The organism is Ciceribacter thiooxidans, assembly GCF_014126615.1.
Taxonomy (GTDB): domain Bacteria; phylum Pseudomonadota; class Alphaproteobacteria; order Rhizobiales; family Rhizobiaceae; genus Allorhizobium; species Allorhizobium thiooxidans.
Genome location: NZ_CP059896.1, coordinates 2,287,856 through 2,308,374 on the forward strand (window position 1 = coordinate 2,287,856; position 20,519 = coordinate 2,308,374).

Below are 20,519 nucleotides of genomic sequence, written 5' to 3' on the forward strand. Positions count from 1 at the left end.
CGGTATCTCAGCGCGCGTTCAGACGCTGCGTGTCAAAACGGCATCATCGAACAACAACAAAGCCATCCCGAGGGAACCGATCATGTCCGCAACGCTCCTCCAGTCCGCTGCCTCCGGCCTCAGGATCGCACTGTTCGCCGCCCTGATGCTCGGCCCGCTGACCGCCCTCGGCTTCGCCAAGGCCGAGGGTTCGGTGATCGGCAAAGCCGGCGCCGGCTTCGTCCTCTTCGTCAGCCTGCAGCGGCAGTCGATGAGCTGAGGCAGAGACGGGGGCCGGCCGCTCGATCCACCGCCAGGGGCCCCACGTCGTTTGCTTGTCAGAAAGTCCACTCTATAATGGCGCATGAACAAGCGAATCTCGACACAGACACCCATCAGTTTCATTAGTCCCGAGCCCTATGAGCCGCGGGTCTTCACCGAAGCGAAGCCGGCAGTCGACGCGCTGACGGCTCTCTACGAGCGCAATACCGCCTTCCTGATCGACGCCTTCGGCGGGATCGCCAAGGGCGCGCCGATCGCCGGACGTTACCGCGCCTTCTATCCGCAGGTGGCAATCGAGACGACAAGTTTCGGCCATGCCGATTCCCGCCTCTCCTACGGCCATGTCACTTCACCGGGGCTCTACACCACCACGGTCACGCAGCCGCACCTGTTCCGCCACTATCTCGAAGAGCAGATCGCCCTTCTCATCCGGAACCACCAGGTGCCGGTCCTCGTCTCGGAATCGGAGACGCCGATCCCGTTGCATTTCGCCTTCGGCGAAGGCGCCCATGTCGAGGCGGCGGCGAGCGGGCTTGCCGATCTCTCGCTGCGCGACATCTTCGACACGCCGGACCTGACGACCACCGACGACGAGATCGCCAACGGCGAATACGAGCCGCAGCCGGGCGAACCGCATCCGCTCGCGCCTTTCACCGCCCAACGCATCGACTATTCGCTCGCACGGCTCTCGCACTATACGGCGACGCGCGCGGCGCACTTCCAGAATTTCGTGCTCTTCACCAACTACCAGTTCTACATCGACGAATTCTGCGCCTTCGCACGCAACCTGATGGCGGAAGGCGGCGGCGGCTATACCTGCTTCGTCGAGCCAGGCAATATAGAGACGCGCGCCGGCCAGAGCGAACCCGAAGCCGGACAGGGTACGCCGCGCCTGCCGCAGATGCCGGCCTATCACCTCAAAAAGCCCGGCCATGCTGGCATCACCATGGTGAACATCGGCGTCGGCCCGTCGAACGCCAAGACGATCACCGACCATATCGCCGTGTTGCGCCCGCATGCCTGGCTGATGCTCGGCCACTGCGCGGGTTTGAGGAACAGCCAGCGACTCGGCGATTACGTGCTCGCTCACGCCTATGTCCGCGAGGATCACGTGCTCGACGACGACCTGCCGGTCTGGGTGCCGATCCCGGCGCTCGCGGAAGTGCAGGTGGCGCTCGAACAGGCGGTCGAGGAGATCACCGGCTATCAGGGTTTCGAGCTGAAGCGCATCATGCGCACCGGCACGGTCGCCACAATCGACAACCGCAACTGGGAACTCCGCGACCAGCGCGGGCCGGTCAAGCGCCTTTCGCAGTCGCGCGCCATCGCCCTCGACATGGAATCGGCGACGATCGCCGCCAACGGCTTCCGCTTCCGCGTCCCCTACGGGACGCTGCTCTGCGTCTCCGACAAGCCGCTGCACGGCGAACTGAAGCTGCCGGGCATGGCGACGGCCTTCTACCGGACGCAGGTCAGCCAGCACCTGCAGATCGGCATTCGCGCACTTCAGAAACTCGGTGCCATGCCACCGGAAAGACTGCATTCACGCAAGCTCAGAAGCTTCTTCGAAACGGCCTTCCAGTAAGGCGAACGGTCGGGCGGCTCTCGCCCGGCCTCAGCCGCCGCGACGCAGACGGTCGAGCGTGGAGAGCGCGACCGAAAGCAGCGTGCCGAGAAGCGCCGAGATGATCAGGATCAGGTGCAGGTTGACGCTCGCACGTCCGAGAATGTCCATCGCCGGCCGGGCGGTGGAGGCGCCGAGCGCGACGGCGCCGGCGACGATGCCCGCCGGATAGGTGCCGACGCCGGCCGGCGCATGGACGGGCAGCACCGAGGAGAGTTCGCCGCCGAGCGCGCCGCCGAAGGCCGCGGCGACCGGCCCGACGCCCATCAGCCCGAGCACCCAGGCGAGAACCAGAACCTTGACGCCCCAGTTGAGCACCGTCATCCCCCAGGCACGCACGAGGCCGAGGGTCGAGGCCGGCAGGCCGTCCTCCAGCCCTTGCGTGATGCGGAGCAGCTTGCCGGCCAGCCGGCGCTTGGCAAGCGCCAGGACCGGCTCCTTGAGCTGGTAGGCGAGAAGCGGCGACAGCAGGAAGGCGAGCCAGACGGCGCCCGCAAGCGCCCGGTTGCCGGAGGCGGCGACGAGGCCGAGGCCGCCGGCTGCCATCAGCGCGTGGAGGTCGAGAAGCCGCATGACGAGCAACGCCGAGGTCCCGTGCAGGAGCGGTACGCCGAATTCCGAACGCATCAGCAGCGGAAAGCTGGTCTCGCCGCTGCGGAAGGGCAGCATGATGTTCAGGAGATTGTGGACCTGCGCCACGTGGAAGAGTTCGACGAAGCGCCCCCTGGTCTCCGCCGGGAAATAGTCGTAGAGCCTATAGGTCCGGGCGAAATAGGTGGAAACGAGGAGCGCCGAGGCGAGCACTGCCGGAGCGTAACCGATCTCGTTCCACTGGCCGAGGATCTGCCGCCAGCCCCAGAGATACTGTACGAAGCCGAGATAGAAGAGCACGGCGGCGACCGCGACGATCGTCACGCGGTGACGCGCAAGGGCCGAGGATGCGGCGGCTTTCTCGTCTGTCTGCATCGGCCAGGCACTTCCGGATTGCACTCAAAGACCCGTTCCTATAACAACCGCGACAGCAAATGCCAGAGTTTTCCGGAGCTTCACACCCGCGCCCGAGCGGCCCCGCGCTGCCGCCGCCCTCGGAGCCGCTACCCGGAAGCCGTCATGACAAGGACATCCCGGTGCTCGCATCCCTGAGGCAGCGTCCCAATCTCGTCTTCGCGCTGCTCGCCGTCTATTTCGCGACCAATCTGGTATTGCGGCTGCTGCTGCCGCGCTCGCTCGACCTCGACGAGGGCGAGCAACTCTTTCTCGCGCAATGGCTCGCCGCCGGCTACAATTCGCAGCCGCCGCTCTACAACTGGCTGCAATACGGGGTCGTCACGCTCCTCGGCCCCACGCTCTTCTCGCTCGCTCTCCTCAAGAACCTGATGCTCTTTGCGTCCTACCTCTTCTTTGGCCTCGCCGCGAATACCGCCCTGCGCAGCCGCGAGCTTGCGATCGTCGCGGTGCTCGGGCTCCTCACCATTCCGCAGGTGAGCTTCGAGGCGCAGCGGGATCTCAGCCACACCGTCGCAGTCATCTTCGCGACCAGCCTCTTCCTCTATGCCTTCCTCCGCACGCTCAAGACCGGCACGACCGTCTCCTACCTGCTGACCGGCCTCTCCGTCGGCCTCGGTGTGATCTCGAAATACAATTTCGTGCTGCTGCCGGCCGCAGCCGCCCTCGCCGTTTTGCCGGAGCCTGCCTTCCGCCGCCGCCTTTTCGACTGGCGCATCCTTCTCGCGGGCCTCGTCGCGTTCCTCGTCTTCCTGCCGCACGGGCTCTGGTTCCTCTACCATGTCGGGGATGCGACCGGGCGCACGCTCGGCAAGCTCACTTCAGAGGAAACGTCGGGCCGCGCAGAGCTGATTCTGACCGGGCTCGTGTCGCTTGTCCTCGCCTTCATCGGCTTCTCGGCGCTGACCCTCCTTCCCTTCGCGCTCATCTTCCGCGAAGACCTGAAGGCGATCCTGCGCGCCCGCAGCGAATGGACGCGGCTTTTCGCCCGCATCTTCCTGATCTCCGCCGCAGTGTTGGTCCTGATGGTGTTTTTCGGTGCAACCAACATCAAGGATCGCTGGCTGACGCCGCTCTATCTCGCGCTGCCGCTCTATCTCGCGCTGAAGGCGGAGGCCGCGAGTACCGACGTTTCGGCCGCCCTCCGCCGGTTCCTCCCGGTCGCGCTCACCGTCATGGTGCTGGTGCCGTCGGTTCTCTTCCTGCGCATCCCCGTGCTCGGGATGACCGGCCGCTACGAAAAGATCAATGTGCCCTACGGCCCGGCGATCGAGCGCATGCTCGCCGAGGCACCCGCCGCCCCGGCTGTCGTCGTCATCTCCGACCTGCAGATGGCCGGCAATATCCGCCTGCACCGGCCGGACCTGCCCGTCTTCGTGCCCGGACAGGGGCCCGTCGAGCCCGTCGTCGACGCCTCTCGCCCGGTGCTCGTCGTCTGGCGTACGCGCGACGGTCGTCCCGAGCCGCGCCAGCCGGAGGCACTCGCATCATGGATCGCCGGCAACACGACCTTCACCACCGCAGAAACAGGCGAGGTCGCGGTGCCCTATCACTACGGGCGGGTGGGCGACCTCTACCATGTCGCATTTTCCTACCTGGTTCCAAAGGGCGATTGAGTGGCGAAAGCGCCTGATTTCACGGATCATTTCACCGTGTTGTTGCTTTTCCGTCCTATCGGGATAAGGCATTAAGGACTATCACCCGGCGGGAAAAACCGCGATGAGCAACCGAGGAGCAGAAGAATTGGACGGCCGTACCGTATCCGCCGACGCCCGTGAGGGCGCAGAGAACGCGCTCGAACTTTCAGTCGTCGTTCCCCTCTTCAACGAGGAAGAAAGCGTCGGGCCGCTGATCGAGCGCATCTGCACCGCCATGGCCGGCTTCGGCAAACCGTGGGAACTCCTGCTCATCGACGACGGCAGTGCGGACGCCACCGTTGCCCGTGCGCGCCAGTCGCTCGGCCGCGAAGGCCTCGACCTCAAGATCGTCGAGCTGCAGCGCAATTTCGGGCAGACCGCAGCCATGCAGGCCGGCATCGACATCGCCGCCGGACGGCTGATCGCCACCATGGACGGCGACCTGCAGAACGATCCGAAGGACATTCCCGGCATGGTCGCCGCACTCGAAGAGCGCAAACTCGACCTTCTCGTCGGCTGGCGCAAGAACCGGCAGGACGACCTGCTGATGCGCAAGATCCCGTCCCGGATCGCCAATTACCTGATCGGCCGCTTCACCGGCGTGAAGCTGCACGACTACGGCTGCAGCCTGAAGATCTATCGCAGTGCCATCATCAAGCAGGTGCAGCTGATGGGCGAAATGCACCGCTTCATCCCGGCCTGGGTCGCCGGCGTCGTGCCCGGCTCGCGCATCGGCGAGATGCCGGTCACCCACCACGCCCGCCAGTACGGCGTCTCCAAATACGGCATCTCCCGCACGTTCCGGGTGATCCTCGATCTGCTTTCGGTGATGTTCTTCATGCGCTACAAAGCGCGGCCGGGCCATTTCTTCGGTTCGCTCGGCCTCGGCATCGGCGCGGTATCGAGCCTCATCCTCGCCTATCTCTTCATCGACAAGTTCATCTTCGGCAATGATATCGGCACGCGCCCGCTGCTGCTGATCGCCGTCATGCTCGTGCTGTCTTCGGTGCAGCTCATCACCACGGGCATTCTCGCCGAGATGCTGGCGCGCGCCTATTATCGCGGTGACGACACGCCGAACTACATCGTCCGGGAGGTCATCACCCGGGAGAGCGCGGAATGAGGCAGGCCGCCGGCGGCAACAGCGCGCTCGGCGTCATACTCGCCGCGATCGCCGGCTATTACCTGCTCGCGGTCCTGCTCCGCAGCTCGTTGCCGCCGTCGCTCGAAGTCGACGAAGCCGAACTCGTCTACACCTCGCAATTCCTCGCCTTCGGCTACGACCGCCAGCCGCCGCTCTACGACTGGCTGCTGCACGGCATGATCACGACCTTCGGCCTGTCGATAGCGGTGCTAAGCGTCTTGAAGAACCTATTGCTCTTCCTGGCAGCCGTCTTTTGCGGCCTCGCCGCCCGTCACATACTGCGCTCCGGCGCCTTGCAGGCGTTCGCCACAGTCGGCATCCTGGCCTTGCCGTCGATCTTCCTGATGTCGCAGCGGGATCTCTCCCACACCGTTGCGGCGATCCTCGCCGCCGCGCTCTTCCTGCACGCCTTCTTCCTGACGCTGAAGAGGCCGGGCCTCGGCACCTATCTCTATGCCGGCCTCGCGGTCGGGATGGGGCTGCTGTCCAAGTACAATTTCACGCTGCTTCCGCTCGCCGCAGTGCTCGCCATCCTGCCGGAGGCGGAATACCGCAAGCGCGTCTTCGATTGGCGCATGGCGCTCGCAATCGTCGTCGCGGCTGTGCTCGTTCTACCGCATGCCATCTGGTTCCTGCAGAACCTCGATCTGGCGACCGGCGGCACCGTGCGGGAAATGCGTGAAGCCGAAGCGGGTTCCAGGGTCCTCCGCGCGCTGATCGGCGTCGGCGCGCTCGCCTTCGCCCTGCTTCGCGGCATCGTGCCGCTCCTGCTGCTCTTCGGCATCGTCTTCCGCCATGACCTCCGCGCGATCCTGCGCGCATCGAGCCCGTGGACACGGATCGTCGGCCGCATGCTGATGATTCTCTTTGCGATCCTCGCCGTGGTCGTCGTGATGCTCGATGCCACCAGCATCCGGGAGAAGTGGCTGGTTCTCTATCTGCTGCCGCTACCGCTCTATCTCGCACTGAAGGTGGAGGCCGCCAGCGTCTCGCTCGACGGCCGGCTGAAAGCCTTCGCCGTCCCTGTCCTGGTGATTTCGGTGGCGACGCTCGGCTATCTCTTCCTCGGCCCGTTCATCGGTCCGCAGATCGGACAATACGGCCGGTTCAATACGCCGATCGCACCACTCTATGACGCAATTGTCACGGAACGGGGCTCGGCACCCGCCCTCGTCATCGCCGGCGACAAGCAGATCGCCGGCACCATCAAGCTCAGGGCGCCGGAGGTTCCGGTGACTTTCTCCACCGCGCCTGTCGCCCTGCCGGCGGAAGCGCTCCGGAAACGGCCGGCCCTCGTCGTCTGGCGCAGCCCCAAGGCCGACATGGCGCCGGTGCCCACGGCGCTGGTCGAAATCCTCACAAAAAGCGGACTGATTGCGAGCGGCCAGGACCTGCATCCGGCCTATCGCGCCGTGCCCTACCACTATGCCGCCGGCGGCGACACGTTCGAATTCGGCTACGTCTGGATCGACTGATCAGGCCGTCACGATCATCGGTTCGCAGCGCACCGGAAAATTCACCGAATTGGCGATGAAGCACTTTTCGTGGGCGTCGTGGTGCAGCGATGCCGCGCGCTCGCGGTCACCCGACGAGATTGTCACCCGCGGCCGCAGCACCACTTCAGTAAAGCGACCGCTGCCATCCTCCTCCGTCACCATCTGCCCTTCGGCGTGGTCCTCGTAGGCGGTGACAACGACGCCGTTCACCGCGCAGAGATGCAGGTACCAGAGCTTGTGGCAGGCCGAGACCGAGGCGACCAGCAGGTCTTCCGGGTTCCAGCGGTCCGCGTCCCCCCGGAAGGCGGGATCGGCCGAGCCAGGAATGTCCGGCTTGGCGCCGGCGGCGATCACGTGATCGCGGCTGTAATCGCGATAGCCGGAGGTACCGGTGCCGCGGTTGCCGGTCCAGGTGACCGTCGCACTGTACTCGTGATGTCTTCCGCTCATCTTTCCGATCCTCTTCCGCCTTGGCTGCAGGCCGTAACCGGCCGCGACTCTCTTCTTCGATCGCGAGAATAGGACAAGCGCAGCACACCTCAAAGGCAAGACCACGGTCCCGCGCATGACGAAGAATTTTCGCCACGGCTCTTGCAACGACCGTTTTACGATATATCTTAGATGCAGTTTAAACACATCGAAGGAAACCGAGACATGAGACATTCCCATTGCGGCCGTGAAGAACACGGCAATCCTTTTTTCCACGCCATGCGCCATGGCGGCTTCTTCGGCGGACGTCCCGAAGGCGGTCCGCGTGGCCGCGGCGAACGCCGGCGGATGTTCGACGCCGGCGAGCTCCGGCTCGTCCTGCTGAAGCTGATCGAGCAACAGCCGCGCCACGGCTACGACCTGATCCGCGAGATCGAGACGCTCTCCGGCGGTGCCTATGCGCCGAGCCCGGGCGTCGTCTACCCGACGCTGACCCTGCTGCTCGACATGGGGCTTTCCGAGGAACAGGCGAGCGAGGGCCCGCGCAAGCTGATGGGCATCACCGAGGCCGGCCGCCAGCATCTTTCCGAGCGGGCGGACGAAGTCGAGGTCGCCATGGCGCGGCTGACGGCGCTCGCGCGCCTCTCCGAGCGCACCGACGCCGCACCGGTGCGCCGGGCCATGCACAACCTGCGCACGGCGCTGCAGGACCGACTTTCGCAGGAGGGCGCAACGCGCGAGACGCAGCTCGAGGTCGCCCGCATCCTCGACGAGGCGGCAGGCAAGATCGAAAGGCTCTGACCATGGCAAGATCCGTCGCCACCGTGCCCAGCGAGAACGGCTGGAAATATCTGCAGCAGCTCTGCAAGCACTGGAGCCACAAGCTCGACGTCGAGCTCGGCGAGAAGACCGGAACCATCCGTTTCGCGGAAGCGACCGCGACGATGAGCGCAGACGAGACAGGGCTGACCGTCGCAATCGACGCGGCATCGGACGAGGTTCTGGAACGGATGGAAGGCGTGGTCGCAAACCATCTCGACCGCTTCGCCTTCCGCGAGGCGCCGCTCCCGTTCGAGTGGCGCGCGGACTGAGACGGCCGCTCATCCGGCTGCCGCCGCCTGACCGGTGGGGGCAAACAGGCAAGGAGCAAAGACACGAAAGGCCGGTTCACACCGGCCTTTCGTATGCGGAGAAACATGAATTCAGAGTATTTCGGCGATCTGCAGCGTCAGCATAACGCCTCCGTCATGCCGGCATCCAGCGCGATCAAGTCCTTGATCGCGAAGGTAGTCTTTCGCGGCGCAGACGCGCCGCTGCTGGACTCCGGCTCGCAGGCCGGAGTGACGGAGTATGTGATGGCGCTCCGGTCGCGCCGGCCTTCGGCATTCTCGGGTCCCTGCCCGAACCTTACTCCGGGCGGTTATCCTTCAGCCAGTCGAGCGCGTTCCGCAGTGTTTCGACCGTCTGGTCGACCTCGGACCGGGAGATGACGAGCGGCGGCGAGGCGAGCATGCGGTCGCCGGTTGCCCGAAGGATCACGCCGTTCGCCACGCACTGGTTGCGCACCAGCGTGCCGATGTCGTCCGGCTTCTCGAAGCGGCGGCGCGTCGCCTTGTCGGCGGCGATCTGCACCGCACCCATCAGCCCGACATTGACCGCCTCACCCACCATCTCGTGGTCGGCAAGGCTCCGCCAGGCCTCGGTGAAATAGGGACCGATATCGTCGCGCACCCGCTCGACCAGCCCCTCTTCCTCGATGATGCGGATGTTTTCCAGCGCCGCGGCCGCGCAGACCGGATGACCGGAATAGGTGTAGCCGTGGTAGAAATCGCCGAGTTCGCCGATCATCACATCGGCCACACGGTCGCTGACGATCACCCCGCCGATCGGCAGATAGCCCGAGGAAAGCCCCTTGGCGACCGGCGCCAGATCCGGCTCGTAGCCGTAGTGCTGGTGCCCGAACCAGGAACCGAGCCGGCCGAAACCGCAGATCACCTCGTCGGAGACGAGCAGGATGTTGCGCGCCTTGCAGATGCGGGAGATTTCCGGCCAGTAGGTTTCCGGCGGGATGATGACGCCACCCGCCCCCTGGATCGGCTCGGCGACGAAGGCGGCGACATTCTCCTCGCCGAGTTCATCGATCTTCGCTTCCAGCTCGCGGGCCACTTTCAGGCCGAATTCTTCGGGCGAGAGATCACCGCCCTCGGCATACCAGTAGGGCTGGCCGATATGATGGATGCCGGGGATCGGCAGGTTGCCCTGCTCGTGCATCCACTGCATGCCACCGAGCGAGGCGCCGGCGACGGTGGAGCCGTGATAGGCGTTCTTCCGCGCGATCACCTGCGTCTTGGTTTCATGGCCGAGCACCTTCCAGTAGACGCGCGCCATGCGGAACCAGGTATCGGAAGCTTCCGATCCGGAATTGGTGAAGAAGACGCGGTTGAGCGTCGGGCCGGCATGGCTTGCGATCTTCTGGGCGAGCAGCGTGGTCGGCGGCGTCGTCGTACCAAAGAAGGTGTTGTAGTAGGGAAGTTCTTGCATCTGGCGGTAGGCGGCTTCCGCGATCTCGTTGCGGCCGTAGCCGACATTGACGCACCACAGGCCGGCGAAGGCATCGAGATACTTCTTGCCGTTCTGATCCCAGATGTTGACGCCCTCCGCCCGGTGGATGATGCGTGTACCGTCCGCATTGAGCTTCTTCATGTCGGAGAAGGGATGCAGATGGTGGGCGGCGTCGATGGCGCCGAGATTGGAATGGGCGACGGGCTTGTTCATGGCGACAGTCCTGTTTGCAGGCCGCCCTGTCAGCAAGCCGCAAGACCAAATACGGGCAGACCCTGCGGCCTGCCCGGCATACGTCTCGCTGCCTTGCCTGATTGAAAGGCGGAACGTTATCGGCTACGAAGATGACCTTCCCAAATGCGTTTGGCAAGGGCGTCGATTTGCCGGCCTCCCCGCCCGCGATCATCCCTTCAGCCGAACCGGCGAGAGCTTTTTTCATGACGAATGCATCCCAGGCCGCCATTCTTCCCGCAGTCGATCCGTCCGCCCGCATCGAAGTCCTGCTCGTCGGCATGAACGGCGACCTGCGCGGCAAGATGATCCCGCTCGGTGCCGAGGAGAAGGTCTGGAAGAACACCGTCCGCTTGCCCGCCTCCACCCAGTCGCTCGACATCTGGGGCGACGACAACGACGACATCACCGGGATTTCGCTGACGCTCGGCGACCCCGACGGCATCTGCGTGCCCGACCGGCGCTCGCTGACAACAATGCCGTGGGGACCGGCGGGCTCGAAACAGGTGCTCGCCACCATGCATACACTTGCCGGCGAGCCGCATTTCGTCTGTCCGCGCGCCATCCTCGCGCGCGTGCTGAAGCGCTACGCCGAACGGGGCCTCACCCCGGTGGTGGCGACCGAACTCGAATTCTACGTGATCGACGACGGCTGGCGCGACAGCGACCGGCCAATGCCGCCGAAGGGCCTCACCTATCGCGGCGAGCCGAACGGCTTCCAGCTCTACGACATGAGCGCGACGGCGGCGATGGAGGATTATCTGACGACGGTCCGCCGCTACTGCGACGAGATGGGGCTACCGGCGGATGCCACGACCGCCGAATTCGGTCCCGGCCAGTTCGAGGTGAACCTGCTGCATCGTCCGGACGCCATGGCGGCCGCCGACGACTGCATCTACCTGAAGCGCGTCGTCGATTTCGCCGCGCGCCGCCACGGCCTCAAGGCCACCTGTATGGCCAAGCCCTACGGCGACCAGGCCGGCTCCGGCCTGCACGTCCATGCGAGCATCATCGACAGGGATGGAAAGAACATCCTCGATGCGAAGGGCGGCGATCCGGTGCGGCTCAAATCGGTGACCGCCGGCATGCTGAAGAGCATGCAGGACGCGCAGCTGATCTTCGCGCCGTTCGCCAATTCCTACCGCCGCTTCCAGCCGGGCTCGTTTGCGCCCGACAAGGTCGACTGGGGCTTCGGCAATCGCGGCACCGCGGTCCGCATTCCCGACAAGGACGGTCCCGCCGCGCGCGTCGAGCATCGCGTCGCCGGCGCCGACGCCAACCCGCATCTCCTGCTTGCGGCCATTCTCGGCGGCATGCTGCTCGGGCTGGACGCAGACCTCGATCCCGGCCCGGTCACCACGCCCGACAGCGCACCGGAAAATCCGGATATGCTCACCCACGACTTCCTGACGGCCGTCGATCGCTTCCGCGCCTCCGCCTTCATCGCCGACACGTTCGGCGAGGCCTATCGCAAGCTCTACGGCGACACCAAGCGCAAGGAGGCGATCACCTACCTGCGCACCGTCTCGGACTTCGACTACCGCACCTACCTGCCGCGGATCTGAGCCGGCAATTCAATTTCCTGCGACAAGAACGGACAGTTGGTCACGGTTCCGGCGACCCTGTGGCGCTCCGGCATCATGGCGGCGAATAGCGTCGGGGGGAGGATTGCGCGCCCACGCTTCAAGACATAGAGAAAAGAATATAGCTTATTGAAAGGAATCGTTTGATGACCAAGAATTTTGCCTGGGCAGTCCTCTTTGCAGCCATGGCGACGCCGGCGGCAGCTGCGGACATGTCGGCGTCTCTGGAGGCGCCGGTTTCCAGCGACTGGTCCGGCTTCTACCTCGGCGCACATGCCGGTGGTGGCAAATCGATCGTCGACTGGACCTTCGCCGGCCTCGGAACGACGGCGGATCACGAGGGCGACGGCGCCTTCGGTGGTGTGCAGGCCGGCTATAACTTCCAGTCCGGCAACTGGGTCTTCGGCGCAGAAGCCGATATTTCGGCCTCCGGCATCAAGGGCGACACGGCCTGCCCGAACCCGGTCTACACCTGCTCCAGCGACGCCAAGTGGCTCTCCACGGTTCGCGGCCGCGTCGGCTACAGCTTCGACAACCTGCTGGTCTACGGCACCGGCGGTCTCGGCATCGGGCGGTTCGAGATGAGCACCGACGACGGAGCGGGCGACAACGGCGGCGACAGCCGCACCAAGACCGGCTGGGTTGCCGGTGCAGGCGTCGAATACGCCATTTCACCACGTTGGTCGGTCAAGGCGGAATACATGTATTACAACTTTGGCAGCGCGAGGTACGGGGTTTACCCGACGCAGGAGGCGGACATCGATCAGCGGTTCCACACCGGCAAGATCGGCGTGAACTTCCGATTCTGATCGCGTCGCGATTTCCCCCTCTCGAGGAGCCGCCTTCCAAGGGCGGCTCTTTTCATATGCAGCGCCGTACGCCCGCGTCACGCCGCCCAGAATTGACAGATATCAACGATAAGCGCCCTTGTGTTGCACTTTGGATACGCAACCGCAAATTGCCGCTGGATGAATTGTCCATAGATGATTCCTTATATAATAATATTCGACATATCAGCGAGAGGGACAACGTAATGATCAAGCACTTCGCACGCGCACTCCTGTTTGCGGCCATGGTGAGCCCGGCGACGGCGGCCGATATGTCGGCTCCCCTGGTAACGCCGGTTTCCAGCGACTGGTCCGGCTTTTACCTCGGTGCGCATGTCGGCGGCGGCAGGTCGATCATAGACTGGACCTATGATCTCGGCGGCACGGCCGACCACGAGGGCAAAGGTATTCTGGGTGGCGCGCAGGCCGGCTACAACTTCCAGTCCGACAACTGGGTCTTCGGTCTCGAAGCCGACATTTCCGCCTCCGGCATCGACGGCGACACCGCCTGCCCGAACCCGGCCTTCACCTGCTCCAGCGACGCCAAGTGGCTTTCGACGGTTCGCGGCCGCGTCGGCTACAGCTTCGACAACCTGCTCGTCTACGGCACCGGTGGCCTCGGCATCGGTCGTTTCGAAATGAGCACGGACAACGGTGCCGGCACCAGCGGCAGCACCACCAAGACCGATACCGGCTGGGTCGCCGGCGCGGGCGTCGAATACGCAATCTCGCCCCGCTGGTCGGTCAAGGCCGAATACATGTATTACGATTTCGGCAAATCCAGCTACGACGTCGACGGCGGACTCGGCATCGAAGTCGACCAGCGCTACCACACCGGCAAGGTCGGCGTGAACTTCAAGTTCTGATCGCCGGCATCAACGGGCCGTATCCCATGAGCCGCCCTGCCCGGGCGGCTCTTTTCGTATCCGGCGGTGTTCGGATCAGGTGTCCGGAAGGGCCGGCGGCGCCAGCACCTGCAGCTCGCCCGGATGGATCCGCACCTCGAGCCGGTCCGGCATGCGCACCAGTTCGCCGTCCACGACACAGTGTGCGCCGCGCGGATGCCGCGGAAAGTGCAGCCGGATCGTCTCGGCAGTGGCGGCGGTGACGGCGGCGTTCTCCTTCATCCGCCCGCGGGCAATATCGAAGGCAAGCTTCGCCACGCCCCACGGTTCCAGCGCATCGGCGAGATAGACGCCGAGCTTGCCGCCGGTGAGTTCGTCAGCGAAGAAGAGCGGTCGCTCGCCGAACGGATTGTTCGAGATCGAGATCGCCGAAACGATGCGACGCTCGTTGCGGCCGTCATGGTCGAGATCGAACACGACCTCGAAGCGCGGCGGCTTCAGCATCACGCCGAGGGCGGCGCGCACGCTCGCCCTGATCTTGCCGAGACGCGAGGCGTAGCTCTTCGCCTCGCGCATCCGCACCATGCGGGCATGAAGGCCGGCGGAGAACTGGTGGACGAAGGGCCGGCCGTTGACCGACGCAATGTCCACGGCGCGAATCGGGCTTGCCGCGAGCGTCTCCAGCGCCGCGCCGAGGTCGAGCGGAATGCGCAGCGAACGGGCGAAGAGGTTCATGGTGCCGGCCGGCACCACGCCGAGCGGCAATCCGGCCTTCCATGCGACACCCGCCGCCGCCGAGATGGTGCCGTCGCCACCGCCGGCGATCAGGGCGTCCGTGTCCCGCACGGCTGCCGCAAGCGCCGGCAGGATCTCGCTCCCGCTGACGACAAGGCACTCGAATTCATGCCCGCGGGCCGAGAAGACGTCAGTCGCCAGGTCCGCAACCTGCGTCATGTCGGCCGTCTTGAACGTTCCGCCGTCGCGATTGAAGATGGCCCTGATGCGCATGGTCTCCGCTCCGCCCGTATTCCGTTCCCGACGTTCACTCCTCGGGCGCTGCGAGACACGGATCGAGCATGATCCGCCGCGCGCCGTAGCGCGCATAGCCGCCGGCGAAGAGGACGGTGTCACCGACGTTCCGCCCCTCCTTGCTGTAGGTGACGCACATGACCTGCACGTCCTTCTCCTCGCACATCACCAGGTAGGCGAGCGTTCCGTCCCACTGCACCGCCGCCAGCGGTCCCGCGATCGTCAGCGTGATCCGGTCGTCGGTCGCAGGCGCCTGATCGATCCAGCGTTTTATCGTCTCGCAGGTCGCCGGCCGCTCGGCATAACCCTCGCCCATCCTGAACGGTCCTTCGGGATCGATCACCGGCTCCCCGCGGAGAACCGATGTCGTCCCCGTGAGGACGAGGATGGTGGCGACAAGGCCTGCAGGAACACGACGGTAGGATGGAAACACGAAGCCCTGCCTCCTGGTCTGGTTGCGCGGTTCAGACTACCGGCCCCGATTCGCGCCTTTTTGAGGCCGGCCGCGAAATAGGCAGTCAGGCGGCCGAGGCGGCTCTGGCCGGTGCTGCGGCGTCCGCCGTCTCTCCGGGAGCGACCATGACACGCTTGCCGTCGCGGCAGGCGACGTGGGTCTCGCCCCACTGCAGAAGCGCCTGCATCACCGGCTCGAGGCTGCGGCCAAGCGGCGTCAGCGCGTAGTCCACCCTCGGCGGAACGACCGGAAACACCGTCCGCGAGACGATCCCTGCCTCCTCCATTTCGCGAAGCTGCTTGGTCAGCATCCGCTGGGTAACGGAGGAAAGACGGCGCTGCAACTCGCTGAAACGCAAGGTGCCTTCGGTGATCAGGTGATAGAGGATCACGCCCTTCCACTTGCCATCGAGCAGGCTCAGCGTCGATTCGACCGGGCATCCCGGAAACTTGTTGGTGAGCTTGGCGCGGGGTCGCGACATGGACAGTATCCTTTTTGATCCTACGTACAGTTTCGGTCGGTAGAAACACAAAATGTGCATTCTTGTCGCCGCCGTCCATATGTATCAATTAGACGGCGTGCATCAATCCAGACAGGAGAACGCCCATGCGCGCCATCGGTTACAGGACACCCCTTTCCATCGATAACCAGGAATCCCTGGTCGACCTCGAGCTTCCCGTGCCCGAAGCGACGAGCCACGACCTGCTCGTCGAAGTGAAAGCCGTTTCGGTCAATCCCGTGGACACCAAAGTACGCGCCGGAGCCGCACCCGAACCGGGGCATCATCGCATCCTCGGCTTCGATGCGGCCGGCGTGGTCAAGGCCGTCGGCGAAAAGGTCACCCTCTTCAAGCCCGGCGATGCGGTCTATTACGCCGGCGCGATCGACCGTCCCGGCACCAACAGCGAGTTCCACCTGGTCGATGAGCGGATCGTCGGCCGCAAGCCGGAAAGTCTCGGCTTTGCCGAGGCGGCGGCACTGCCGCTCACCGCGATAACCGCCTACGAGATGCTGTTCCATCGCCTGAAAGTTCAGGACAAGCCGGCGCCCGAAAACAACATTCTTCTCGTCACCGGCGGGGCCGGCGGCGTCGGCTCGATGACGATCCAGCTCGCACGCACCCTGACCGATCTTACCGTCGTCACCACCGCCTCGCGGCCGGAGAGCACGGAATGGGCTCGTGCGCTCGGCGCCCACCACGTCCTCGACCATCGCAATCCGCTGGCGCCGCAATATGCCGGCCTCGGGCTCGACGCCCCGTATTTCGTCTTCTCGGTGACCCGCAGCGACCTCCACACACCGGGGCTGATCGCCATCATCGCGCCGCAGGGGCGGTTCGGCATCATCGACGACATCAAGGACGGCTTCGACGCGATGCCGTTCAAGGGCAAGTCGCTGTCGATCCACTGGGAGATGATGTTCGCCCGCTCGCTCTACCACACGCCCGACATGATCGAGCAGCACCGCCTGCTGAACCACGTCGCCGATCTCGTCGACGCCGGCCGCATCCGCACGACGCTCGCAGAAACGCTCGGGACGATCAACGCGACCAATCTCCGCCGGGCTCATGCCCTCGTCGAAAGCGGGCACGTGACCGGCAAGGTGGTGCTGGAAGGCTTCGACGCCTGAGGCGGCAATCCCGTCGCGCCGCTGCGGAACGACTGCCGTCCGCAGCGGCAAATTGCAGCGACGGCACCGAACGGTGTAGATGTTTCGTTCAACCGAAGATGGAGGAGACGCGGCATGGACAAGGTCACCGGTGGTTGCCTCTGCGGCAACATCCGTTTTGCGGCTTCAGGACAGCCCTATAGGGTCGGCATCTGTCATTGTCTCGACTGCCGCAAGCATCACGGGGCGTTGTTCCACGCCTCGGCGATCTTCCCAGAAGATGCGGTAACGATCGAAGGTGAGACCCGCGACTATGCCGGCCGGTTCTTCTGCCCGCGCTGCGGCTCGCCGGTCTTCGGGCGCAGCGGCGACGAGATCGAGGTGAACCTCGGCTCGCTCGATGCGCCCGACCAGTTCAGGCCGACCTACGAGCTCTGGACGATCCGGCGCGAACCCTTTCTGCCGCCGTTTCCGCTCGAAAGACGATACGAGCGCGACCGCGAGGGCCCAGGTCGAACCGAGCCGTAGCGCAAGACCTCAGGCCTGCAGGACGAGAACCCGCGCGCCGACGTTGACGCGGTTGTAGAGGTCGATGACGTCGTGGTTCATCATGCGGATGCAGCCGCTCGACATCGCCTGGCCGATCGACCAGGGTTGCGTGGTGCCGTGGATGCGGAACATGGTGTCGCCGCCGCCACGATAGAGGTAGAGCGCGCGGGCGCCGAGCGGGCTCGACAGGCCGCCCGGAACGCCACCGGCATAACGGCGGTTGCGCGGATCGCGGGCGATCATCTTGCCGGTCGGCGTCCAGCCGGGCCATTCCGCCTTGCGGCCGATATAGGCGTGACCGGCAAGCGCATAGCCGTTGCGGCCGACGCCGACGCCGTAGCGGATCGCCCGGCCCTCCCCGAGCACATAGTAGAGCCGGCGGGCCGGCGTATCGACGACGATCGTGCCGACCGGCTCGTTGGTCGCATAGGCGACCTCCTGGCGGCGCAGTCCCGGCTTGAACTTCTCGAGCGACACCCGCTTGATCGGATAGGGCTCGTCGGTGATCGGGCCGTAATTGGCGTAGTCGGAATTCGTGGTGCAGCCGGCAAGCAGCAGCGGCAGTCCAGCCAGGAATCCACGGCGAGAGATCGGCATGATCGGTTCCCCAGGTTGCGCTCGTATGAGCAACAACTTAAGGAATTTATGGTTAACGGAGACTTAAAGCCGGTCCCGCGTGGCGGAACGGCGTTTACGACTGCGGCGGCGGAAGCTTCAGCGGCCCGCCCGTCTTCACCGTCCGGATGGCGAAGTTCGAGCGGATGTCGGTAACGCCCGGCAGGTCGAGCAGCGTCTCGGTGAGAAGCGTCTCGTAGGCCGCGAGGTCGGCGACCACCACCTCGGCGAGGAAATCCGCCTCGCCCGAGATGAGGTGGCAGGAGGCGACCTCCGGCACGGCGAGCAACGCCTCCTGCAGCCGATCCGAACTCGCACGGTTGTGCTGGCCGACCTTGATCTCCACGAACACCGTCAGGCCGAGCCCGACCTTGTTGCGGTCGATCTCCGCCCGGTAGCCGCGGATCACGCCGTCCTTCTCGAGATTGCGGATGCGCCTGAGACACGGGGTCGGGGAAAGATTGATCCGTTCGGCGATGTCGACATTGCTCGCGCGGGCGTCTTCCTGCAGGACCGACAGGATGCGCATATCAAATGCATCAAGATTTGGCATATCCGATAAGCCTTTGCCGTCTTCGTGGCGGAAAATGCCAAGCCCTATGTCGCAAGTGGCCGCAAATGGCAAGGACATGCCACGCTCTGACCCCTAGTATATCAGCGAACAGCAAAATCGAGGGAGGAGAAGGGCCAATGGTTCACGCGAGCCTGCAGGAGGCAGCCGTGCCGTCGAAAGCATCGGGATATGCGGCGGCACTCGTGACCGTCGTCATCTGGGCGGTGTGGGTGATCGCCACCCGTCACGGGCGGCAGGGGGCAATCGGCGCCACCGAGCTCGGCCTGATCCGCTTCGGCGTTCCCGCGCTCGTGCTCGCCCCCGTCTGGCTCCGGACCGGGCTCATGCCCCGTGGAGTGTCACCACTCGTGCTTTTCCTGATGGTTTGCGGATCGGGGGCGCCGTTCTTCCACCTCGCCGCTTTCGCCCTGCGCTTCGCGCCGGCCTCGGCCGCTGGCGTGCTGCTCGTCGGCGCCATGCCGCTCGCAACCGCGCTGATCGGCATCGTCGTCTTTCGCGAACGGCCGGACCGGCTGAGGCTCGCCGGACTCGGTGCGATCCTGCTCGGCATCGCGCTTCTTCTTACGAGCCTGCTCGAAGCCCAGCATATCGCCTGGCAGGGCTATCTGCTGCTGCCCGTCGCCGCCACCTTCTGGGCGGTCTACACCCATGCCTTCCGGCGTTCCGGCCTCGGGGCGCTCGAAGGCAGCGCGCTGATCGCCATCTGGTCCTTCCTTATACACATCGGCCTCGCCTTCACCGTCGGTGTCGACTTCAGCGGCATCGGGTTTCAGGCTCTCGGCATCCAGGTGGTGGCACAGGGCCTGCTCTCCGGCCTTGCCGCCACCGTCGCCTACGGTGCGGCGGTGCGTATTCTCGGCAGCACGCCGGCCGCGGCCTTCGCCGCCCTCGTCCCGGTCATGGCGGCATTCGGCGGCGCGCTGCTTCTCGGCGAAACGATCGGCCCCGTCGACATCATCGCCGCCCTCGTCACCGGCATCGGCGTGGCACTTTCGACCGGCATCCTCTCGCGCCGCAGATAAGCGCCGTCATTCAGGTGGCAGCGGACCCGATCATGGGCGCCTGATGGATCGGACGTTTCGACCTTCTTTCCCCGCGCGCAAAGATCGGCGCATGGCGTCGCAGCTTGCCGCTGTCAGGTGACGTGAAATGGCGGTATAATCCGGCCCGCGCCTGATTGAAGGGAGGAAGTCCTATGGACACTAGCGATAAGACGTTCAGCGGCGCCATACCGGAACTGTATGACCAGTATATGGTGCCGATGATCTTTGAGGAATTTGCCGAGGATCTGGCGGCGCGCGTGGCCGCCCGCTCTCCCATGTCGGTCATGGAGACGGCGGCGGGCACCGGTGCCCTCACCCGGGCGCTTGCACCTTTGCTTTCGAGCGAGGCACGCTATCTCGTCACCGACCTCAACCCGCCGATGCTGGCGCAGGCGCAAGACCGGCAACCGCCGGACGAACGCCTGAGCTGGCAGCCGGTCGACGCGCTCAGCCTGCCGTTCGACGACGGTATGTTCGATGCGGTCTGCTGCCAGTTCGGCGTGATGTTCTTTCCCGACCGGGTCGCCGGATACAAGGAGGCACGGCGCGTCCTGCGGCCGGGCGGGCTTTACGCCTTCAACACATGGGATCGGATCGAGGACAACGAATTCGCCCATATCGTCGAACAGACGCTGGCCGACGTCTTTCCCGACGACCCGCCGGTGTTCATGTCGCGAACGCCGCATGGCTACTTCGATACCGAGCGCATCCGGCGGGATGTCGAGGCGGCAGGCTTCAGCGACGTTGAAATCGCCACGATAGAGACCGGCAGCCCCGCGCCATCGGCGATGCACGCCGCCATCGCCTACTGCCAGGGCACGCCATTCCGCAACGAGATCACGGCTCGCAACGCCGAACTGCTGCGCGTCGTCACGGAAAAGGTAGCCGCGTCAATCGCCGGACGGTTCGGAGACGGGCCGATCAGCGGTCGCATTCGCGGCCATGTGGTTACCGCAGTCGCCTGATCTCCGGCGTCGGCCACCATGGCTCGAAGCGGATCAGG

General features: G+C 65.1%; 22 protein-coding genes. 14 read left to right on the plus strand and 8 right to left on the minus strand.

Annotated features, from left to right (window positions below):
- Positions 1 to 82: 82 nt before the first annotated feature.
- Both H4I97_RS11100 and H4I97_RS11105 read left to right on the plus strand, forming a co-directional pair.
- Positions 83 to 259, plus strand: a complete 177-nt coding sequence (locus H4I97_RS11100; protein ID WP_182304723.1) for a hypothetical protein — start codon at positions 83 to 85, stop codon at positions 257 to 259.
- Positions 260 to 343: 84 nt separating this feature from the next.
- Positions 344 to 1,846, plus strand: a complete 1,503-nt coding sequence (locus H4I97_RS11105; RefSeq protein WP_182304725.1) for an AMP nucleosidase — start codon at positions 344 to 346, stop codon at positions 1,844 to 1,846.
- A 30-nt stretch (positions 1,847 to 1,876) separates the two neighbouring features.
- Here the strand turns inward: H4I97_RS11105 and H4I97_RS11110 are convergent, their stop codons facing one another.
- Complete coding sequence (locus H4I97_RS11110; protein ID WP_182304726.1) at positions 1,877 to 2,851, minus strand: lysylphosphatidylglycerol synthase domain-containing protein; 975 nt, start codon at positions 2,849 to 2,851, stop codon at positions 1,877 to 1,879.
- A gap of 161 nt (positions 2,852 to 3,012) precedes the next feature.
- On the opposite strand from H4I97_RS11110, the gene H4I97_RS11115 reads away from it, so the two are divergent.
- The 3 genes from H4I97_RS11115 (at position 3,013) to H4I97_RS11125 (ending at position 7,146) form a co-directional block, all read left to right on the plus strand.
- Positions 3,013 to 4,506, plus strand: a complete 1,494-nt coding sequence (locus tag H4I97_RS11115; protein WP_182304727.1) for an ArnT family glycosyltransferase — start codon at positions 3,013 to 3,015, stop codon at positions 4,504 to 4,506.
- A gap of 103 nt (positions 4,507 to 4,609) precedes the next feature.
- A complete protein-coding gene (locus H4I97_RS11120) occupies positions 4,610 to 5,650 on the plus strand; it encodes a glycosyltransferase family 2 protein (protein ID WP_182304728.1) in 1,041 nt (346 codons plus the stop codon).
- On the plus strand, positions 5,647 to 7,146 hold the full coding sequence (locus H4I97_RS11125; protein WP_182304729.1) for a glycosyltransferase family 39 protein: 1,500 nt from the start codon (positions 5,647 to 5,649) through the stop codon (positions 7,144 to 7,146). Before H4I97_RS11120 ends, H4I97_RS11125 begins: the two co-directional genes overlap by 4 nt.
- Here the strand turns inward: H4I97_RS11125 and H4I97_RS11130 are convergent, their stop codons facing one another.
- Positions 7,147 to 7,617 carry an OsmC family protein gene (locus tag H4I97_RS11130; RefSeq protein WP_182304730.1) on the minus strand — a complete coding sequence of 157 codons (471 nt, stop codon included), beginning with the start codon at positions 7,615 to 7,617 and terminating at the stop codon, positions 7,147 to 7,149.
- A gap of 204 nt (positions 7,618 to 7,821) precedes the next feature.
- Between H4I97_RS11130 and H4I97_RS11135 the strand changes: the two genes are divergently transcribed.
- Both H4I97_RS11135 and H4I97_RS11140 read left to right on the plus strand, forming a co-directional pair.
- Positions 7,822 to 8,397 (plus strand): PadR family transcriptional regulator, encoded by a 576-nt coding sequence (locus H4I97_RS11135; RefSeq protein WP_182304731.1) that lies wholly within the window; start codon positions 7,822 to 7,824, stop codon positions 8,395 to 8,397.
- Positions 8,398 to 8,399: 2 nt separating this feature from the next.
- On the plus strand, positions 8,400 to 8,687 hold the full coding sequence (locus H4I97_RS11140) for a DUF2218 domain-containing protein (protein WP_182304732.1): 288 nt from the start codon (positions 8,400 to 8,402) through the stop codon (positions 8,685 to 8,687).
- 316 nt (positions 8,688 to 9,003) lie between these two features.
- Here the strand turns inward: H4I97_RS11140 and H4I97_RS11145 are convergent, their stop codons facing one another.
- Positions 9,004 to 10,371 (minus strand): aspartate aminotransferase family protein, encoded by a 1,368-nt coding sequence (locus tag H4I97_RS11145; protein ID WP_182304733.1) that lies wholly within the window; start codon positions 10,369 to 10,371, stop codon positions 9,004 to 9,006.
- A gap of 224 nt (positions 10,372 to 10,595) precedes the next feature.
- Here H4I97_RS11145 and H4I97_RS11150 point away from each other — a divergent pair, with 224 nt between their 5' ends.
- From H4I97_RS11150 to H4I97_RS11160, 3 genes are all read left to right on the plus strand, one after another.
- Positions 10,596 to 11,954 (plus strand): glutamine synthetase family protein, encoded by a 1,359-nt coding sequence (locus H4I97_RS11150; RefSeq protein WP_182304734.1) that lies wholly within the window; start codon positions 10,596 to 10,598, stop codon positions 11,952 to 11,954.
- A gap of 164 nt (positions 11,955 to 12,118) precedes the next feature.
- A complete protein-coding gene (locus H4I97_RS11155) occupies positions 12,119 to 12,781 on the plus strand; it encodes an outer membrane protein (protein WP_182304735.1) in 663 nt (220 codons plus the stop codon).
- Positions 12,782 to 13,005: 224 nt separating this feature from the next.
- Complete coding sequence (locus tag H4I97_RS11160) at positions 13,006 to 13,665, plus strand: outer membrane protein (RefSeq protein WP_182304736.1); 660 nt, start codon at positions 13,006 to 13,008, stop codon at positions 13,663 to 13,665.
- Between the two features lie 75 nt (positions 13,666 to 13,740).
- On the opposite strand, the gene H4I97_RS11165 is transcribed toward H4I97_RS11160, so the two are convergent.
- The 3 genes from H4I97_RS11165 to H4I97_RS11175 form a co-directional block, all read right to left on the minus strand.
- On the minus strand, positions 13,741 to 14,652 hold the full coding sequence (locus H4I97_RS11165) for a diacylglycerol/lipid kinase family protein (RefSeq protein ID WP_182304737.1): 912 nt from the start codon (positions 14,650 to 14,652) through the stop codon (positions 13,741 to 13,743).
- A 34-nt stretch (positions 14,653 to 14,686) separates the two neighbouring features.
- Positions 14,687 to 15,106 (minus strand): hypothetical protein, encoded by a 420-nt coding sequence (locus tag H4I97_RS11170; protein ID WP_182304738.1) that lies wholly within the window; start codon positions 15,104 to 15,106, stop codon positions 14,687 to 14,689.
- Between the two features lie 85 nt (positions 15,107 to 15,191).
- The gene (locus H4I97_RS11175; RefSeq protein WP_182304739.1) at positions 15,192 to 15,608 is read right to left on the minus strand and encodes a winged helix-turn-helix transcriptional regulator; all 417 of its coding nucleotides are present in this window, start codon (positions 15,606 to 15,608) and stop codon (positions 15,192 to 15,194) included.
- 125 nt (positions 15,609 to 15,733) lie between these two features.
- Here H4I97_RS11175 and H4I97_RS11180 point away from each other — a divergent pair, with 125 nt between their 5' ends.
- Both H4I97_RS11180 and H4I97_RS11185 read left to right on the plus strand, forming a co-directional pair.
- Positions 15,734 to 16,756, plus strand: a complete 1,023-nt coding sequence (locus H4I97_RS11180; RefSeq protein ID WP_182304740.1) for a zinc-binding alcohol dehydrogenase family protein — start codon at positions 15,734 to 15,736, stop codon at positions 16,754 to 16,756.
- A 114-nt stretch (positions 16,757 to 16,870) separates the two neighbouring features.
- Complete coding sequence (locus tag H4I97_RS11185) at positions 16,871 to 17,263, plus strand: GFA family protein (protein WP_182304741.1); 393 nt, start codon at positions 16,871 to 16,873, stop codon at positions 17,261 to 17,263.
- A gap of 9 nt (positions 17,264 to 17,272) precedes the next feature.
- Here H4I97_RS11185 and H4I97_RS11190 read toward each other — a convergent pair whose 3' ends face one another.
- Together H4I97_RS11190 and H4I97_RS11195 are read right to left on the minus strand one after the other, a co-directional pair.
- Positions 17,273 to 17,881 (minus strand): L,D-transpeptidase, encoded by a 609-nt coding sequence (locus H4I97_RS11190; protein ID WP_182304742.1) that lies wholly within the window; start codon positions 17,879 to 17,881, stop codon positions 17,273 to 17,275.
- A gap of 94 nt (positions 17,882 to 17,975) precedes the next feature.
- Positions 17,976 to 18,452 (minus strand): Lrp/AsnC family transcriptional regulator, encoded by a 477-nt coding sequence (locus H4I97_RS11195; protein ID WP_182304743.1) that lies wholly within the window; start codon positions 18,450 to 18,452, stop codon positions 17,976 to 17,978.
- 137 nt (positions 18,453 to 18,589) lie between these two features.
- Here H4I97_RS11195 and H4I97_RS11200 point away from each other — a divergent pair, with 137 nt between their 5' ends.
- Together H4I97_RS11200 and H4I97_RS11205 are read left to right on the plus strand one after the other, a co-directional pair.
- Positions 18,590 to 19,495, plus strand: coding sequence for a DMT family transporter (locus tag H4I97_RS11200; protein WP_182304744.1), 906 nt, complete (start codon positions 18,590 to 18,592; stop codon positions 19,493 to 19,495).
- A gap of 173 nt (positions 19,496 to 19,668) precedes the next feature.
- Positions 19,669 to 20,481 (plus strand): class I SAM-dependent methyltransferase, encoded by an 813-nt coding sequence (locus H4I97_RS11205; RefSeq protein ID WP_182304745.1) that lies wholly within the window; start codon positions 19,669 to 19,671, stop codon positions 20,479 to 20,481.
- Positions 20,482 to 20,519 lie beyond the last annotated feature (38 nt).

Bases quoted from the DNA above. Each gene is read 5' to 3' on its own strand.
- H4I97_RS11185 (WP_182304741.1), top strand. From the start codon at position 16,871: ATGGACAAGGTCACCGGTGGTTGCCTCTGCGGCAACATCCGTTTTGCG.
- H4I97_RS11100 (WP_182304723.1), top strand. From the start codon at position 83: ATGTCCGCAACGCTCCTCCAGTCCGCTGCCTCCGGCCTCAGGATCGCA.
- H4I97_RS11175 (WP_182304739.1), bottom strand. From the start codon at position 15,608: ATGTCGCGACCCCGCGCCAAGCTCACCAACAAGTTTCCGGGATGCCCG.
- H4I97_RS11165 (WP_182304737.1), bottom strand. From the start codon at position 14,652: ATGCGCATCAGGGCCATCTTCAATCGCGACGGCGGAACGTTCAAGACG.
- H4I97_RS11145 (WP_182304733.1), bottom strand. From the start codon at position 10,371: ATGAACAAGCCCGTCGCCCATTCCAATCTCGGCGCCATCGACGCCGCC.
- H4I97_RS11180 (WP_182304740.1), top strand. From the start codon at position 15,734: ATGCGCGCCATCGGTTACAGGACACCCCTTTCCATCGATAACCAGGAA.
- H4I97_RS11195 (WP_182304743.1), bottom strand. From the start codon at position 18,452: ATGCCAAATCTTGATGCATTTGATATGCGCATCCTGTCGGTCCTGCAG.
- H4I97_RS11190 (WP_182304742.1), bottom strand. From the start codon at position 17,881: ATGCCGATCTCTCGCCGTGGATTCCTGGCTGGACTGCCGCTGCTGCTT.
- H4I97_RS11200 (WP_182304744.1), top strand. From the start codon at position 18,590: ATGGTTCACGCGAGCCTGCAGGAGGCAGCCGTGCCGTCGAAAGCATCG.
- H4I97_RS11110 (WP_182304726.1), bottom strand. From the start codon at position 2,851: ATGCAGACAGACGAGAAAGCCGCCGCATCCTCGGCCCTTGCGCGTCAC.
- H4I97_RS11135 (WP_182304731.1), top strand. From the start codon at position 7,822: ATGAGACATTCCCATTGCGGCCGTGAAGAACACGGCAATCCTTTTTTC.
- H4I97_RS11160 (WP_182304736.1), top strand. From the start codon at position 13,006: ATGATCAAGCACTTCGCACGCGCACTCCTGTTTGCGGCCATGGTGAGC.
- H4I97_RS11130 (WP_182304730.1), bottom strand. From the start codon at position 7,617: ATGAGCGGAAGACATCACGAGTACAGTGCGACGGTCACCTGGACCGGC.
- H4I97_RS11105 (WP_182304725.1), top strand. From the start codon at position 344: ATGAACAAGCGAATCTCGACACAGACACCCATCAGTTTCATTAGTCCC.
- H4I97_RS11120 (WP_182304728.1), top strand. From the start codon at position 4,610: ATGAGCAACCGAGGAGCAGAAGAATTGGACGGCCGTACCGTATCCGCC.
- H4I97_RS11155 (WP_182304735.1), top strand. From the start codon at position 12,119: ATGACCAAGAATTTTGCCTGGGCAGTCCTCTTTGCAGCCATGGCGACG.
- H4I97_RS11150 (WP_182304734.1), top strand. From the start codon at position 10,596: ATGACGAATGCATCCCAGGCCGCCATTCTTCCCGCAGTCGATCCGTCC.
- H4I97_RS11140 (WP_182304732.1), top strand. From the start codon at position 8,400: ATGGCAAGATCCGTCGCCACCGTGCCCAGCGAGAACGGCTGGAAATAT.
- H4I97_RS11205 (WP_182304745.1), top strand. From the start codon at position 19,669: ATGGACACTAGCGATAAGACGTTCAGCGGCGCCATACCGGAACTGTAT.
- H4I97_RS11125 (WP_182304729.1), top strand. From the start codon at position 5,647: ATGAGGCAGGCCGCCGGCGGCAACAGCGCGCTCGGCGTCATACTCGCC.